Raw genomic sequence first — 16314 nt, 5'->3', positions numbered from 1 at the left:
TGTCCGTACCAGACACGACGATAGCCGACGGCCTACAGGCCGCCTACGAGGGAGGGCCGGAGCAGCATGACAGGTCATCGCCGAGCGAGCGCGCGATCGTGTAACTTCGAACGGCCGCGCCGCACATGATCGCGCTCTCTCGAACGGAAGACCGAGGCCACGGCCCGTCGCCGTCGACCCCTCGAGAGGCCCGAGATCGACCCCGGGCCGGGCGCGCCGGCCCGCCCGGCGCCCATGCTCGTGACACCGACGAACCTCCGTGCCATGATTCATCATTCGCGGCGATTCGAATGTTCCCGCGAATCACCGTCGTCTCGCGCGAATCGAACCCACGCCCCGCGCTCGCTCCTCGTCGACGGTCGTACTCCCGCCTCACGTCGAGCGATCCGCTCGGAGAAGAAGCCCTCCCATGACGCATGCGAACGCTCGAGGGCCTCTGGGCCGCCGCTCCCTGACCGCTTGCCTCGCCCTCGTGGGCGTCTCACTCGCGGTCGCGTCGGCGTGCACGGAGCATAAGCGCCGACCGGACGAACATTCGCCGCCGCCCGCGTGCCCCGGCGACGGATGGTTCAAGGAGCGCGTCCCGCTGTTCCCCGGCACGAAGATCTGGACCGCTCGATGTACGACGAGGGGGCGCATGGACAGCTGCTCTCACGTGGGGGACGTAGCGGCGCCGTTCCGCCGCGTGCGCGCGTTCTATGTCCAGTGCCTCGGCAGCGAGGCGGAGGGCGACGAGCGGATGGCGCGATTCGTCCGTCCGGTGACCGGCTCCCGCTGGCAACCCGGCAGAGGTCCCCTCGTCGTGTCGACTCCGCGGGACATGGCGGACACTCTCACTCTCAGGGATGGCGGCGACGGCACCACGAGGGTGGAGATCAGCATCGCCAGCGCGGACGGGCGGTGAGCCCGCGGCGACGGAAGGATCGATCGGGCCTGCTCGCCGCGCACGAGCGGCGCCGACGCGGCCGGGGCCATATGCGCGATTTCGCCCGCGCGCCTCGACGCGCCTCGTCGCGAGTGACTCGCGGCGCCGCTTCCATTAAACGAGTGCCTGTCGTCCATGCCGCGCTACCTCGTCACCGCCGATCCGGTCGCCAGCTTTCAGCCGCGCTTCGACACCACCCTGCGGCTCATGGCGGAGCTGCTGGCGCGCGACATCGAGGTCGACTACTGCGACCTGCTCACGACCGACATGTCCCTGGGGACAGATACGTGGTTGGCGACCCTGCCGGTCCGGCCGGTGCTGTGGAGCGACCCGACGCGGCCCCCGTACGTCGGCACCGGCGAGCTGCGGGCCGCCGCCGCGCTCGACTACGACGTCCTCGTCCACCGCAAGGACCCGCCGGTCGACGGCCGCTACCGCGGCTGGGCCGAGCGGTTCGCCGCGCTCGACGGGCGGCGCCTGCAGATCAACGAGCCGGCCGAGGTCCTGCGGCACTCCGAGCACCTCCTGCCGGTGCGGTTCCCCGACTGTTCGATCGCCACCGTGCACTGCCGCGAATTCGCCGACCTGCTCGCGGCAGTGCGGGCGCAGCCGGTCGAGGCGGTCGTCAAGCCGATCGGCGAATGCAGCGGGATCGGCATCGCCTTCTTTCGCCCCGACGCCGCGGAACCTGTCCTTTTGGACTGGTGGCAACAATACGGCGAGGCCGTCGTGCAGCCCTATCAGGACGCGGTCACCACCCGCGGCGACCTGCGGATCTTGACCATCGGCTACCGGATCCTCGGCAGCGTCACCCGCCTCCCGCGGCCCGGCTCGCGGCTCGCCAACCTCCACCAGGGCGCCTCCTTCCACGCCTTCGACCCGACCCCGCGCCAGCTCGAGGCCGTCGCGGCCGTGACCGCCGAGCTGGTGCCGCGCGGCCTCTACTTGCTCGGCCTCGACTTCATCGGCGACCTGCTGTCGGAGATCAACTTCACCAGCCCGTCGGCGATGGTGCAGATCGGCGAGGTCATGCACAAGCGCCCCGAGGTCGAGCTGGTCGACGAGCTCGAGGCGCTCCGGAGCGGGTTCGTCGCCCGCGCGATCGTCCCCGCGTCCGCCCCCGCGTGAGCCGCGGAGCGGGTCAATCGGCCGCGATCAACGCCTCGAGCGTCGGGACGTGGGTCTCGCTGCGGCGCAGCAGGTCGCTGCGGATCATCGCCTTGACCTGGGGCGTCAGCGCCGGGTCGGACAGCGCGCGGCGGTACGCCTCGACCTGGCGCGCCTCGTCGTCGCGGAGGGCGTGCACTGTGGCTGCCAGGCCATGGTCGCCGGACACGTCGGCGGCGCGCGAATGGCTGGCGGTCGAGTCCGGCGCGGCCTCGCCGTGGCGGAGCAGCAGGCCGCGCAGGACCTGGACTGAACGGCTGTGGTCGACGCAGATCTGCCTCAGCTGTGCGCCTGCGGCCCTGTCGTCGAGCCGCGCCAGCGCGCCGCGGTAGGTCTCCACCGCCGACAGCTCGGCCCGCAACAGACGGGTCAATATCTCCGGGGGAGCACCGCGGTCGATCGTCGTAGATGTCGCCACGACGAGGCATTAGCGCGCGCGGCCGGATTGTCAAGACCACGCGCCGGAACGCGGATTGGCGGGCGCGACGACGCGGGTGGCCGGTCGCGTCCGCCAGTCTGTTATCAGCCGTCGACGATCACGCCGAGCGAGGCACAGCGCGCGGCGTCGATGAAGACCAGCCCGCCGTCCTCGTGCGGGGCGGCGCCGGGACTGGCCGGCTGCTCACCTCCGGGCGAGGTCCCGCCGGGTTCGGTCGGCTCGGTGCCGCCGCCGGGTTCGGTCGGCTCGGTGCCGCCGCCGGGTTCGGTGCCCGGCTTCTTGCCCGGCTTCTTGCCCGGCTTTTTGCCCGGCTTGTGGCGAGTGGCGCAAAACAGTGCGCCGTCATCGACGCACGCGCTGCGACACGCGGCCACATCGTCCGCCGTCACGTCGCAGGCCGCGAGGCAGAAGTCGCCGAACTGCAGCTCACAGGCGTGGCCCTCGGCCAGCGCCCTGGCCGTCGCGCACACGTCGAGCTCGAGCCCCCTGGAATCGTCACTGGGCTCGCCGCTGTCGGGCGTCTCGCCGGGCATCTCCCCCGGCTTCTCTCCCGGCTTCTTGCCCGGCTTCTTGCCCGGCTTCTTGCCCGGCTTGTGGGCGGACTCCTCGACCTGCGAGGTCAGCGGTTTCGCGGCCGCGACCATCGGCAATGCGAGCGCGACCGCGGGGAACAACACGAGAAGATTACGCAACATGGGAGGGTTCCTTTCTTGCGAGGCGCGGCGACAGGCCAATCCTGTCGCGCGCATCCGATGAAATCTTGGGAGTTCCACGGGAGTATGCAATGACCCCACTGCCGATATTCGTCGTACCACCCATCCACCCTGCCGAGCGCGCCGGCCGACGACCGTGTGCGCGGGTGAATCCCGGGCGCCGAGCGGGCGGCCTGCGGCCGGCAGCCCCGCGGCCGCGATCTCGTAGCGAGCGGCGGGGCGCGCGGCACAATCACGCGACGTCCTGCGAGCAATGCACGCCGCGATTCATCCGTCGCGTGCCGAGCCGGCGAGCGAGCATGCTCGCTCCTCGCCGTCGCACGCCGCGATTCATCCGTCGCGGCGCCGAGCCGGCGAGCGAGCATGGTCGCTCCTCGCCGTCGCACGCCGCGATATCTCCGTCGCGGCGCCGAGCCGGCGAGCGAGCATGCTCGCTCCTCGCCGTCGCACGCCGCGATATCTCCGTCGCGGCGCCGAGCCGGCGAGCGAGCATGCTCGCTCCTCGCCGTCGCACGCCGCGATTCATCCGTCGCGCGCCGAGCCGGCGAGCGAGCATGCTCGCTCCTCGCCGCCGCACGCCGCGATTCATCCGTCGCGCGCCGAGCCGGCGAGCGAGCATGCTCGCTCCTCGCCGTCGCACGCCGCGATTCATCCGTCGCGCGCCGAGCCGGCGAGCGAGCATGCTCGCTCCTCACCGTCGCACGCCGCGATTCATCCGTCGCGCGCCGAGCCGGCGAGCGAGCATGCTCGCTCCTCGCCGTCGGACGCGCCGGAGTCGCCCGCGCAGCTCGTCGCCGCGGCCTCGCACCATTCGTCGTCTCGCGGCTCGATCGCCGCGCCGCGGTCGTCGCTTGCACGTCCGGCGCCTCGCGTCATAGCTGACGTGTCGGACGCACGCCTCTCTTCGCGTCGACCCTCGACCTCACCGGTCGACGCAGCGGCGTGCCCTCGACCTTCATCCCGTGTTCCTTCGCAACAAGGCCGCGCCGAACTCTCTCGGCGGCGCGTGCCTCGCCCGGCGGGGCGGCCAACGAGCGTCTCCGCCGCCTGCTCCCTGACGCACCCTCCCAGACGGCCAGGAGAGACAGGCGGCGGAGACGACCTTATTCAGTTGTCGGCACCTTTCGGCAGGCCCGTGCACTCGCCCCTGGTCGACGCAGAGGCCGGCCTGCCGCGGCCGGGGCGATGGTCCACCCCGCGCCGCTCCTCCATCGCCACCCGTCCTTCAGAGCCGTGATGAATGGCGGCGGCGTCCATCACGGGCGAGCGCGGTCAGATCTCGTTGACGTTGAGCTCGAGGCAGGTCGAGGTGTCGATGAAGAGGGCGTTGTCGTCGAAGCCCTGGTCCCAGCCGTCGTCCCAGCCGTCGTCCCAGCCGCCGCCCAGGCCGCCGCCCAGCAGGCCGCCGCCCCAGCGGGCCTTGAGGTCGCTGGGCGTGCAGAACATCGCGCCCTGGCCGTCGCACTGGCTGCGGCAGGTCTGCACGGCCTCGCCGGCGACGTTGTCACAGGTGGCGAGGCAGCTCGGGCCGGCCAGAGTGTCGCACTCGTAGGCGCGGTCGTCGTCGAAACCGGTCTGGACCAGGATCTGGGTCTGCGTGCACACCGCGAGCAGCACGTCGTCGCCGAAGTCTTGACCGCCCCACTCCGACGCTTCGACGGGGATGGACAGCGGGCGGGCCATCGACGGGGTGGCCGCGATGAACGGCAGCGCGAACGCCAGGGCGGGGCACAGCATCAGGATCTTGCGCAACATTGGGAGTTCCTTTCGTTTCTCTCGGAGCGTCGCGGGGCTCGTCCCCGCGACGGTTGGAATATTCAGTGAGCCCCGAAAAGGCGCAATGCCGGATTGTGGCGAATCGCATCGCCGAGCCCGGCTAGTTCGGCCGTCCAGGGGCCGCAGTTCCGGCTCAGATCGGCGAATTCATCGTTTTCGCGGCATTGCGCGCATGTCCGGCGGCGGCGGCGTCTACGGCGATTCGACGCCTGCGATCGGCCAAATTTGTCGCCGCCCGCCGCGCGGCGCATTGTCCATAGCGCCCCGGATCGCCACGACGAGCCCGCCGCCGGCCCTCGCGGCCGCGCAAGTGCATATCATCATTGAAGATGCGTCGCGGCCGCGGCGGCCTCGACGGAGGGCTCCGCGCACGGACGCGGGCCCGAAGACGCGTCGACTCGAACTACTATGCACATATATCATTTCGACGCACAACGTCGCAGTGAATACGACGTCGGCGGCACTCTGCGGGCCGCCGAACGGCGGCCCCCGCCCCCCGCGACCGGCCCGCCCGCGATCGCTTTTCTGTTCTTTTTAAAAAAAGACATGTCCGCTCGGACACTCTCCTGATTCACCCGAGGCGCCGAGCGGCCGACAGCGAAGTCCGCCGCGCCCCGGCGCCCGCTCCGGCTGGCCCCGCTCCCGGTGCCGGCCGACCGACCCGCAGCCAGCCAGGGCGCCCCCGATCGACCGCGGCGCTCGCCAGTCGAGCTGCCCCGGCCTCGACGCTGCGCTCGCCGGTCCTCGAACAATTCTTACTTCGACGCTGCGCTCGCCGTCCCTCGAACAGTCTCTTACTTCGACGCTGCGCTCGCCGGTCCCTGAACCATTCTTGCCTCGACGACGCTGCGCTCGCCGGCCCTCGAGCTTCCATTTCGACGCTGCGCTCGCCGGTCCCTGAGCCATTTCTGCCTCGACGACGCTGCGCTCGCCGGCCCTTGAGCTTCCATTTCGACGCTGCGCTCGCCGATCCTCAGCCTTCGACGCGGCCCTCGCCGGTCCCCGAGCATCCAATTCGACGCTGCGCTCGCCGGTCCCTGAGCCATTTCTGCCTCGACGACGCTGCGCTCGCCGGTCCCTGGGCATTCAATTCGACGCTGCGCTCGCCGATCCTCCGCCTTCGACGCGGCCCTCGCCGATCCTTGAGAAATTCTGCGTCGACGCTGTGCTCGCCAGCCTCGAGCCTTTTCTGCTTCGACGCTGCGCTCGCCGATCTTCCCGCCTTCGACGCGGCCCTCGCCGATCCTCAAGCAATCCTGCTTCGACGCTGCGCTCGCCGGTCCCGAGCTACTCGCCTGGCCCGTGAGCAATTCGACTTCGACTTCGACGCTGCGCTCGCCGGCCTCGAGCCTTTTCTGCTTCGACGCTGCGCTCGCCGGTCCCTGAACCCTTCTTGCCTCGACGCTGCGCTCGCCGGCCCTCGAGCTTCCATTTCGACGCTCCGCTCGCCGGTCCCTGAGCCATTTCTGCCTCGACGACGCTGCGCTCGCCGGCCTCGAGCTTCCATTTCGACGCTCCGCTCGCCGAGCCTCCGCCTTCGACGCGGCCCTCGCCGGTCCTCGAGCATCAAATTCGACGCTGCGCTCGCCGGTCCCTGAGCCTTTTCTGCCTCGACGACGCTGCGCTCGCCGGCCCCCGAGCATTCGATTCGACGCTGCGCTCGCCGGCCCCTGAGCCTTTTCTGCCTCGACGACGCTGCGCTCGCCGGCCCTCGAGCATTCGATTCGACGCTGCGCTCGCCGATCCTCCGCCTTCGACGCGGCCCTCGCCGATCCTTGAGAAATTCTGCGTCGACGCTGTGCTCGCCAGCCTCGAGCCTTTTCTGCTTCGACGCTGGCGCTCGCCGATCTTCCCGCCTTCGACGCGGCCCTCGCCGATCCTTGAGAAATTCTGCGTCGACGCTGTGCTCGCCGGCCTCGAGCCTTTTCTGCTTCGACGCTGCGCTCGCCGATCTTCCCGCCTTCGACGCGGCCCTCGCCGATCCTTGAGAAATTCTGCGTCGACGCTGTGTTCGCCGACTCCGAACTGCTCGGCCTTCGACGCCGCGCTCGCCGGCCTCAAGCGATCCTGCTTTCGACGCTCCGCTCGCCGGTCCCGAGCGACTCGCCTGGCCCGCGAGCAATTCTCCTTCGACTTCGACGCTGCGCTCGCCGGCTCCGAGCCACTCGGCTTTCGACGCCGCGCTCGCCGGCTCCGAGCCACTCGGCTTTCGACGCTGCGCTCGCCGGCTCCGAGCCACTCGGCTTTCGACGCTGCGCTCGCCGGTCCTCGAGCGATTCTCCTTCGACGCTGCGCTCGCCGGTCCTCGAGCACTTCTCCTTCGACGCTGCGCTCGCCGGCCCTCGAGCTGCACGGCTTTCGCCGCTGCGCTCGCCGGCCTCGAGCTGCCTGGCTTCGCCGCTGCGCTCGCCGGCTCTCGAGCAAGTCTCCTTCGACGCTGCGCTGCCGACTCTGTGCTGCCCGGCTTCGACGCTGCGCTCGCCGGTCCTCGAGCAAGTCTCCTTCGACGCTGCGCTCGCCGGCCCTCGAGCGATTCTCCTTCGACGCTGTGCTCGCCGACTCTGAGCTGCCCTTCGACGCTGCGCTCGCCGATCCTCAAGCACTTCTCCTTCGACGCTGCACTCGCCAGCCTTCGAGCTGCCTGGCTTTCGACGCTGCGCTCGCCGATCCTCGAGCACTTCTCCTTCGACGCTGCGCTCGCCGGCCTTCGAGCTGCCCGGCTTTCGACGCTGCGCTCGCAGGTCCTCGAGCTACACGGCTTTCGCCGCTGCGCTCGCCAGCCTCGAGCTGCCTGGCATCGCCGCTGCGCTCGCCGGCCCTCGAGCAAGTCTCCTTCGACGCTGCGCTCGCCGGCCCTCGAGCAAGTCTCCTTCGACGCTGCGCTCGCCGGCCTTCGAGCTGCCCGGCTTTCGACGCTGCGCTCGCAGGTCCTCGAGCTACACGGCTTTCGCCGCTGCGCTCGCCAGCCTCGAGCTGCCTGGCATCGCCGCTGCGCTCGCCAGCCTCGAGCTGCCTGGCATCGCCGCTGCGCTCGCCGGCCCTCGAGCAAGTCTCCTTCGACGCTGCGCTCGCCGGCCTTCGAGCTGTTCTCCTTCGACACGGCGCTCGCCAGCCCTCTGCTGCTCGGCTTCGACGCTGCGATCCACGCGCCGCCTCACGTCGCCCCTGCGCTTCGCGCGGCAGCCCCGAATCCCGCGGTGAGCGCAGCGTCCCGGGCAAGCGACAGTTACTCGCCTCCGGCGATCCTCGCCGACTCGAGCGACGCGGCCCTCGCAAGCGCTTCGCTCGTTCGAAGCCGCAGCTGCACCACGAAGCAGGATGGTAGGCCGCGACGACGCCGAGCCGATGGGGAGCTCCGGGATACAAAGATAAAGGTACCACCGCGAAGCCCTCGCTACGCCGGGCATACGCGGCAAGAGAATCGAACTACAGGATCGAGATGAGTCGCGGCGCAAGAAGAACCATGGCGCCTCTCGTGGCAAGACGCGCGACCAGCGGCTCTGGCACCGCGGCGCCCGCTCTGTCATCGCCGCGCGCCGCGACACGAGCAACACCCATCGCGCGCCCTCGGGGCCCATCGCTCGGACCTCCTCCCCCCGGTACCGTGACCGAATGCTCGGCCCGGCGGTCTCGGTCGGCTCGCTCGCGCAGCATGAGCAGGCGCGCCCGCACGAGCTGCCGCAAGCTCGCCGGCACCACCGCCTCGAGTCGCACTCGATCACCGGAGCGCGCGCCTGCGCTCGATCGCTGGCGCACGCGCCTGCGCCCGAATTCATTGCGACAGCGAACGCCGCCGCGCTTGCGCTCGAGCTGCCGCGAGCTCCCCCCGCCCGACACGCCAGCGCCGCACCGGGGCGCTCGACCCATGCGCCTGCGCCCGACATTCCTCGCAGCCATAAATCGGCCGCGCTTGCGCACGAGCTCCCGCAAGCTCACCGCGCCCGACACGCCGACGCCACTCACCCGGTCGCTCTCCGCCGCCGACGGACGCGCCTGCGCCCGACATTCCTCGCAGCCGCAGATCAGCCGCGCTTGCGCACGAGCTGCCGCAAGCTCGCCGCGCCCCGATCCGCTGGCGCCGCCCCATCGGGTCGCTATCGACCGCCGACGAACGCGCCTGCTCTCGGCATTCCTCGCAGCCGCGAATCACCGCCGCGGCGTCGGCTCCCGCTCGCCGCGCCTCGCGTTCACGGCGCGCAACGTGGCCCGGCCCGTGGCGCGCCAAGGATTCGTCGCAGTCACGAGTCCGGGCCGCAGCCGACCTTCTGCGGCCAGCAGGCTGCGCCCCACGATTCGTGGGCGCCGTGCATCACGGTCGCTGCTCCGTGTCCTGCGAAGCGCCCCACGCCATTTGCCGCCGATCTGCCGCTGCCGCCTATTCCGGCCGCCGCGACCGTCTGCCGCGCCGCCGAACGCGCTCACGAGAATAGCGCCGGCTTTCGTCGGCCGACTCGCGCCGGAGCCGACCGCGCCCCTCGATTCGTCGCTGCCGCGGAGCACGACCGCTGCTCCCGCGTCCTGCGACGCGCCCACGCCGTCTGGCCCCGATTCGCCGCTGCCGCCTATCCGGCCGCCGCGATCGTCTGCCTCGCACGCCGGACGCGCTCAGGAGAATCGCGCCGGCGTCGTCGGCCGACTCGCACCGAAGCCGGCTGCGCCGCCGATTCGTCGCGCCCGCAGAACAAGGCCCGCGGAACAGCACCGCCGTCCTCGCCCCGGAGCCGGCTGCGCCCCTCGATTCCCCACCGCCGAAAATCAGCCCCGCAGCGGCCGATTCGACGCTCGCGCCGACGATCTCCGCTTGCACGGCCGACCCACCCCGCGCATAGCAGGGAGGTGTCGGATGTACGCCTTCCCGCGTCGACCCACGACCTCCCCGGCCCACACGGCGGGGCGCTCTCTCCGTGCGCGTCGCATTCGCATCCGTCGCACTCGGTGGTGAAAAAAATAGCCCGCGTCGAACTCTCGGCGACGCGGGCTACGCCCGGCGGGGCGACCACGAGCGTCTCCGCCGCCTGCTCCCTGACGCACCCTCCCAGACGGCCAGGAGAGACAGGCGGCGGAGACGACCCTATGATTCCGGCGGACCGATGCACACGCCTCCGATCGTCGCGGAGGCGGTCCGCCGCGGCGGGGAAAATCGGCTCCCCGCCCCTTCTTCGCCGCTCGTCGCCGCGATCGGCTGCGTCCCCCGGCCGGCGCGACGACGCCGGACGCAGCAGCTCCGATCGAGGCCGGGCGCTCACAGATCGTTCACATTGAGCTCGAGGCAGGTCTTGGTGTCGATGAAGATGGCGTCGTCCAGGTCGATGTCGTCGAAGTCGATGTCGTCGAAGTCGTTGTCGTGGTCGTGATCGTCATCGTCGTCGTCGTCGTCGCCGTGGCGCGTCTTCAGGTCGCTGGGCGCGCAGAACAGCGCGCCGGCGCCGTCGCACTGGCTGCGGCAGGTCGCCGCGTCGTCGCCGGTGCAGTTGGAGAGACAGGTCGGGCCGGTCAGCGTGTCGCACTCGTAAGCACGATCGTCCTCGCCCGTGGCGACGAAGATCTGGGTCTGCACGCACACCGCGAGCAGCACGTCGTCGCCGAGATCGCCGCAGTCGTTACCGCCCCAGCACCACTCCGCCGGCTGAGCGGGGATCGACAGCGGGCGCGCCAGCGACGGCCCGGCCGCGATCAACGGCAGCGCGAAGGCGAGAGTGGGGCAGAGCATCAGGAGCTTGCGAAGCATGGGGATTCCTTTCTTCTGTCTCGACCGTGCCGCGGGCTCATTCCCGCGGCGTTCGCTTGGGAATATTCAGTGAGCCCGCGCGGAGGCAATGCCGGACTGTGGCGAATCGCATCGGCGGGCGCCGGCGCGACCGGAGGAAAACCGGCGGCGACGCGCCCGGGCGGCCGCTCCTCGCCGGATCTGCGGACACGCCCGCCGTCCGCGCGGAGCGGCGGCTCCGATCGCCGGGCTCGTCGCCGCCCGCCGCGCTGGGCCGGAATTCGCCGCGCTCCGCGGTCCGGCGATTTCGACGCCCCAATGTTAAATACATATCATCATTGACGATGCGACGCGCCCGCGCCGGCCCATCCGGAGGCGCCCGCGCACGACGACACGCCGGACGCCGCGGTCGGGCCTCGACAATGCACATCGATCATTCGCCACGCACACGTCGCATTCGCTGCGACATTCGTGGCACTCCCGGCCCTTGCCCGGGCGCGCGAGCCGGCCGGGGCTCGTCGCGTCCGGCCCGCCCGCCGGCGCAATCCGCCCGCCTATCGCTTCACATGGCCCAAAGGCCATTATTTTATGTGGAGGCCGCGCGGAGCGACGCGCCGGCGACCGGACCGCCGGCACCGCGGGAGCTCCGCTCGCGCCGTCCGGCCCGCCCGCCGGCTCGGCTCGCCTATCGCCGCACATGTCCAAAAGGCCCTATTCTTGCGCTCTTGAGTGGGTCGCCCGCGGAGCGATAGGCCGGCGAACGGGCCGCCGGCACACCCGCCGGAGCTCCGCGCGCCGACATGTCCCACGGGACATCTCGCCCGCGTCGGCCTCCGGAGCGGGATGCGAGACCGCGACGAGCAAATTCTCCGCGAGCTCGCCGCATGTCTCGGGGGACTTGTCGCGTCGTCGACCTCGTGCGGCGGACCCGCTGCGCCAGCGCGCCCGCGCGGGCGCCGGCCGAATCTCCTCGAGGTGCGTGCGGCCGGCCCGCGGCGCCGGCGCGCGGGCGCCGGTGCGACGAGACCGTGCCCGCGCGAGCCGACCGGGCCGCCCGCAGCACAGAGAGCTCTCCGCGCCTCGAGACTCCGGCCCCGAAAGAGAAGCCGCGGCGAGCAGCATCTCCACGTTCGCTGCGCGAGCTCCTCGAGCGCGTCGATCTTCGCCCCGGCGCTCGGCGACGGCCCGCGCGGGCCGCCCGCTGCTCGCAAGATGTCTCATTCGCCGGATGCGAAGATCTCCTGACCCAGCGCCGCCGGCGACCGGGCCGCCCGCGCCAGAGCGCCTCCGCAGCGCTGTAAGGATGTCTCCTTGAACAAATTCTGTCGCCGTTCCCGAGCGCGTCGTGGCGACCCGCCCGCCCGCTTCAGCGGCGCGCATGCCATGTCTCATGGGCCGTATCGACGCCGCCGATTCTCGCGTGACGGCATGTCCCTTGGGGCATGTGCCGACGTCGGCACCGGGTCCAGGTCCGAACGGCGCCGCAAGACACTCCGTCTCGACCTGCATCCGGCCTCGCAGCTTCGCCTCGGCCGACGCAGCCGCCAGCTCGGGCGCACCATCGACAGTATGCCGATCATGCGCCCGCGCTGGCGGCCGACCTCGAGGCCGGGTCCAGGTTCGCTCGGCGCCTCGCGACGTCCCCCTCTCGAACCTGCACCCGGCCTCGCTGCCCCGCGTCGACCTACGCGCCCGCCAGCGCGGGCGCACCATCGGCCTACTGCCGATCATGCCCATAGCCGCGCTGGCGATCGATCTCGAGGCCGGTTCCAGGTCCGTTCGGCGCCAAGCGACGTCCCCCTCTCGAACCTGCACCCGGCCTCGCGGCCTCGCGTCGGCCGACGCGGCCGCCAGCGCGTGCGCTGACGACCTCGCGGCCGGGTCCAGGTCCGTTCGGCGCGTCACGACGCCCCTCTCGACCTGCACCCGGCGTCCGCCGGCGCCGGCCACGCTCGACGACTGTCGACAATGGCCGAATCAACGCTGGCGGTTTTTGCGACTCACCGGGCCCTCATGATATTGGCTCGGGCCCGGATCGCCGGGTCGCTCCGCCGTCTGCGCCCTGACGCACCCCTCCCAGGACGGCCAGGACAGACAGGCGGCGGAGACGACCGCGGAGCTTGCGACAGTCCCGTCCGCGTCCTCCGAGATCGACGCGGGGGCAGGTCTGTCGGGCGACGAATCGCCGATTCTTGCGTTGCGGGCGACCGCTCTCGTCATTCGGCGCGGCGGCGCCGGGGATGACCGCGACGATCAGGCCCGCGGACGGTCATGTCAGACCCCCTCCGCCACGTCGAGCTGGAGGCACGTCTTCGTATCGACGAACACGACCTCCTCGAGGTCCGGCGGACGGATGTCGATGGGCTCGAACGCGTCGACGCCGGGGCGGAAGCCGGGGCCGATGCCGCCCCACGGGCCGATGCCGCCCCACGGGCCGATGCCCGGGCCGAAGCCGCCCCACGGGCCGAGGCCGCCCCACGGCCCGAAGCCGTTGTTGCCCCAGCGCGCGGTGACCTCGCTGGGCGCGCAGAACAGCGCCCCGCCGTCCTCACACTGGCTGCGGCAGCTCGCCGCCACGTCCTCGATCTCGTTGTCGCAAGCCGCCAGGCAGACCGGGCCGCTCAGGGTGTCGCAATCGTAGGAGCGGTCGTCGGAGCCCGTGGCGACGAAGATCTGGGTCTGGACGCACGCCTCGAGCAGCGTGGCGGTATCGAGGCCGATGCCCTGGTCCGGGCGAACGTCTTTGCCGACCCCCTGCCCCCATTGACCACCGTTCGTCTGCTCCGCCTCGGCGGTGAGCGGGCGCGCCATCGTCGGGTTGGCCACGAGCGACGCCACGGCCAGGACAGGACAAATCATCAGGATATTACGCAACATTTGGGGAGTTCCTTTCTTCTCTCTCTCTCGGGCGCTCCGTGGGATGATTCCCTCCGTCGCGCTGTGTAGGAATATTCGGCGCACCCAGAACGTGGGCAATGTCGAGTTGTGGCGTATCGCATACTCGACCGCGGCCGGAATTCTCGTAAACGCCGGCGTGCTCGGCCGCATCTCGGCGAATTCGCGGCTTCGTCTGGTTCGGTCGAAACCCCGGCGGTGGCGCCGTCTGCGGCGTTTTGGCGGCGTGCGTGGGCAGATATCGCCGTCGCCCGCCGCGCTCCCACATTGTTCATAGGCCTGCGACCTCGGCGGGGCAATATCGAGGCCGTCCGCCGCCCCGCACAACGCACTATCATCATTGACGATGCGACGCGCCCGCGGCGGCCTGCGGAGGGCTCCGCGCACCTACGAGTGGATCACGGCCGTGAATGCGCCTTCGACTATATACATATAGCATTTTACCTTACAAGTCGCGGGCGCTCCGACATTGCTCATTCGCCGCCGACCTCGCCCGTTCGACGCGCCCGCCCCGGCGACGGCACATGTCCTCGAGGACATTCATCGCAGTCGCCGGCCCCGCACGAATCGAATCGACTGACCGCGGCGGCCCGGGCGCGCGGCCGCGCCGGTCGCCGGCGCGCGGCGCAGCCGACCGCGTTCGGCGAGGTTCTCACCTGCACTGAGGGACAGGTTCGCGCGCGGGCCGTCCGGCTTGCACGGGCGGGCCTGCTGGCCGATCGTGGCGCTCCATCTGGAGGGTTCGCATGTTCGAAATCGTGTCCGCGCCGAGCGGAGCGCCCGATCCCTATTCGTCGCCCGCGCCGGCGGCCGGCGCCTGGTACGACGGCTTTCAGGAGCTGTGGTCGGACCAGGCGCTGGTGATCGCCGAGCGCCTCGGGCTCGCGCTCCTGCTGTTCATCGGCGGCTGGCTGGTCGCCAAGAGCGTGTCGTGGCTGGTCTACCGCGCCCTGTGTGCCACCGACGTCGACAACGTCCTGGCCGAGAAATTGCGGCTCGGCCTGCTCGTCGACGGCGAGGGCAAGCCCGGGGCCAGGGACGCCAAACAGGTCACCAATCGGCTCGAGCGCTTCCTCGCCAGCGTCGTCTACGCCATGTTGATGTTGCTGGTGCTGGTCGGCGTGCTGCAATACGCCGGCCTCACCCAGGCGGCCGCGCCGATCCAGGGCCTGGTCGAGACTGTGGTGCAGGCGCTGCCGCTGGTCGGCAAGGCGATCGTGCTGCTGGTGCTCGCGTACTTCGCCGGCACGATCCTGCGCAAGCTCGTGACCCGCGCCGTCGATTTGCTGCGCCTCGACGCCCGCTTCGCCGAGCTGTCCGAGCCGCCCGCCGACGCGCACGCGCCGGCGCGCCCGTTCAGCGCCACGGCCGGCGACGCGGTGTTCTGGCTGGTGATGGTCGCCGGCCTCGCCGGCGCCTTCGACGCCCTCGAGATCGCGCCGATCGCCGGCCCGCTCAACAACGCGATCGATCGCGTGGTGAGCGTCGCGCCGCGGCTGGCGATCGCCGCGGTGATCGTCACCGTCGGCTACGTGCTCGGGCGGATCGCCCGCGTCGTCGTGCAGAACCTGCTCGACGCCCTCGGCCTGCCGCGCCTGGTCGCCCGCCTCGGCCTCGGCGGATTGTTCGCCGCCAGGTCGCCGAGCGCCGTCGCCGGCCTGCTGGTGATGGCCTTCATCGTCCTGCAGGCGACCATCGCCGGCATGAACGAGCTCGGGCTGGTGACCATCGCCGGGCCGCTGACGGAGATGGTGGCGCGCCTGTGGCTGCTCCTGCCCGACCTGGCGGTCAGCGCGGTGGTGGTGGCGCTCGGCGTGCTGCTCGGGCGGCTCGCCCGCTCGGCGGTGACGGGGGCGCTGCGCGGCCTCGGCTTCGACGCGCTGCTCCACCGCCTCGGGTTCCCGCCGGCCGACGAGCGGGACGGCCGCCTCGGCGCGCCGAGCGAGCTGGCTGGCGCGCTGGTCCAGCTCGCGGTCGTCCTCCTCGCCGCCGCCCAGGCCTGCGAGAACCTCGGCCTGCGGACCTGGGCCGCCCACGTCGACGGCTTCCTCGGCTATCTCTTGCGACATGTCCTCGTGGCCATGTCGATCGTCGGCGTCGGCCTCGGCGTCGGCGGCTGGGTGCGCGACCTGCTGGCCGCCCGCGCGGCGCTCGCGGGCGAGGCCAGGCCGACGTCCGCCCGCTGGCTCGGCGAGCTCGCGCGCTACACCGTGCTGGTGTTCGCGTTCACGATGGCGGTCCACCAGCTCGGCGTGGCCCAGGACTTCGTGCTCATGACGTTCGGCCTGCTGTTCGGCGCGCTGTGCCTGGCCGCCGCCCTCGCGTTCGGCCTCGGCGCCCGCGACGTCGCCGGCGACATCGTCCGCCGGCGCTACCAGCAGGTCGAGCCCGGCGCGCCCCTCGGCCCGATGCCGCGGGCCCAGAGCGGCCCGTTCGGCCCCGGCAGCAGCGGCCTGTTCCGGCCGCCCCCGAGCCCCTGACCGATCGCACGACATGCCTCTTCGGGCATGTCCTAAAAATCATGCGCCCCTGGCGCGACGACCTGGGCCACCCGCCCTCCCGCCGGTCGCCGGGCTCGGGGTCTCTCCATTCGCGGTTCGGGGCCCCCGGCCGATTCACCGACCGCCGGTCGTCTGACGGCGTCCGGGCCTGGTGTGGGGAATGCCGCGGGTGAGAATTGGGGGTCGTCACC

General features: G+C 71.3%; 7 protein-coding genes. 2 read left to right on the top strand and 5 right to left on the bottom strand.

Going from position 1 to position 16314, the window contains the following annotated elements:
* Positions 1 to 1060 precede the first annotated feature (1060 nt).
* A complete protein-coding gene (locus tag O0S08_RS01240; protein ID WP_269037092.1) occupies positions 1061 to 2053 on the top strand; it encodes an ATP-grasp domain-containing protein in 993 nt (330 codons plus the stop codon).
* A 13-nt stretch (positions 2054 to 2066) separates the two neighbouring features.
* On the opposite strand, the gene O0S08_RS01235 is transcribed toward O0S08_RS01240, so the two are convergent.
* The 5 genes from O0S08_RS01235 to O0S08_RS01215 all read right to left on the bottom strand — a co-directional run bounded on the left by O0S08_RS01235 (position 2067) and on the right by O0S08_RS01215 (position 13604).
* Positions 2067 to 2510 (bottom strand): hypothetical protein, encoded by a 444-nt coding sequence (locus tag O0S08_RS01235; protein ID WP_269037091.1) that lies wholly within the window; start codon positions 2508 to 2510, stop codon positions 2067 to 2069.
* Positions 2511 to 2614: 104 nt separating this feature from the next.
* Positions 2615 to 3226, bottom strand: a complete 612-nt coding sequence (locus O0S08_RS01230) for a hypothetical protein (protein WP_269037090.1) — start codon at positions 3224 to 3226, stop codon at positions 2615 to 2617.
* 1290 nt (positions 3227 to 4516) lie between these two features.
* Entirely contained in the window at positions 4517 to 4999 is a 483-nt protein-coding gene (locus O0S08_RS01225) for a hypothetical protein (RefSeq protein ID WP_269037089.1), read from the bottom strand.
* Positions 5000 to 10262: 5263 nt separating this feature from the next.
* Positions 10263 to 10748 (bottom strand): hypothetical protein, encoded by a 486-nt coding sequence (locus tag O0S08_RS01220; RefSeq protein WP_269037088.1) that lies wholly within the window; start codon positions 10746 to 10748, stop codon positions 10263 to 10265.
* Positions 10749 to 13001: 2253 nt separating this feature from the next.
* Positions 13002 to 13604, bottom strand: a complete 603-nt coding sequence (locus O0S08_RS01215) for a hypothetical protein (RefSeq protein WP_269037087.1) — start codon at positions 13602 to 13604, stop codon at positions 13002 to 13004.
* A gap of 764 nt (positions 13605 to 14368) precedes the next feature.
* Between O0S08_RS01215 and O0S08_RS01210 the strand changes: the two genes are divergently transcribed.
* Positions 14369 to 16102, top strand: coding sequence for a mechanosensitive ion channel (locus O0S08_RS01210; RefSeq protein ID WP_269037086.1), 1734 nt, complete (start codon positions 14369 to 14371; stop codon positions 16100 to 16102).
* Positions 16103 to 16314: the final 212 nt, after the last annotated feature.

The organism is Nannocystis punicea (assembly GCF_026965555.1).
Lineage (GTDB): Bacteria > Myxococcota_A > Polyangia > Nannocystales > Nannocystaceae > Nannocystis > Nannocystis punicea.
This window is presented reverse-complemented; position numbering and strand designations above follow the sequence as displayed.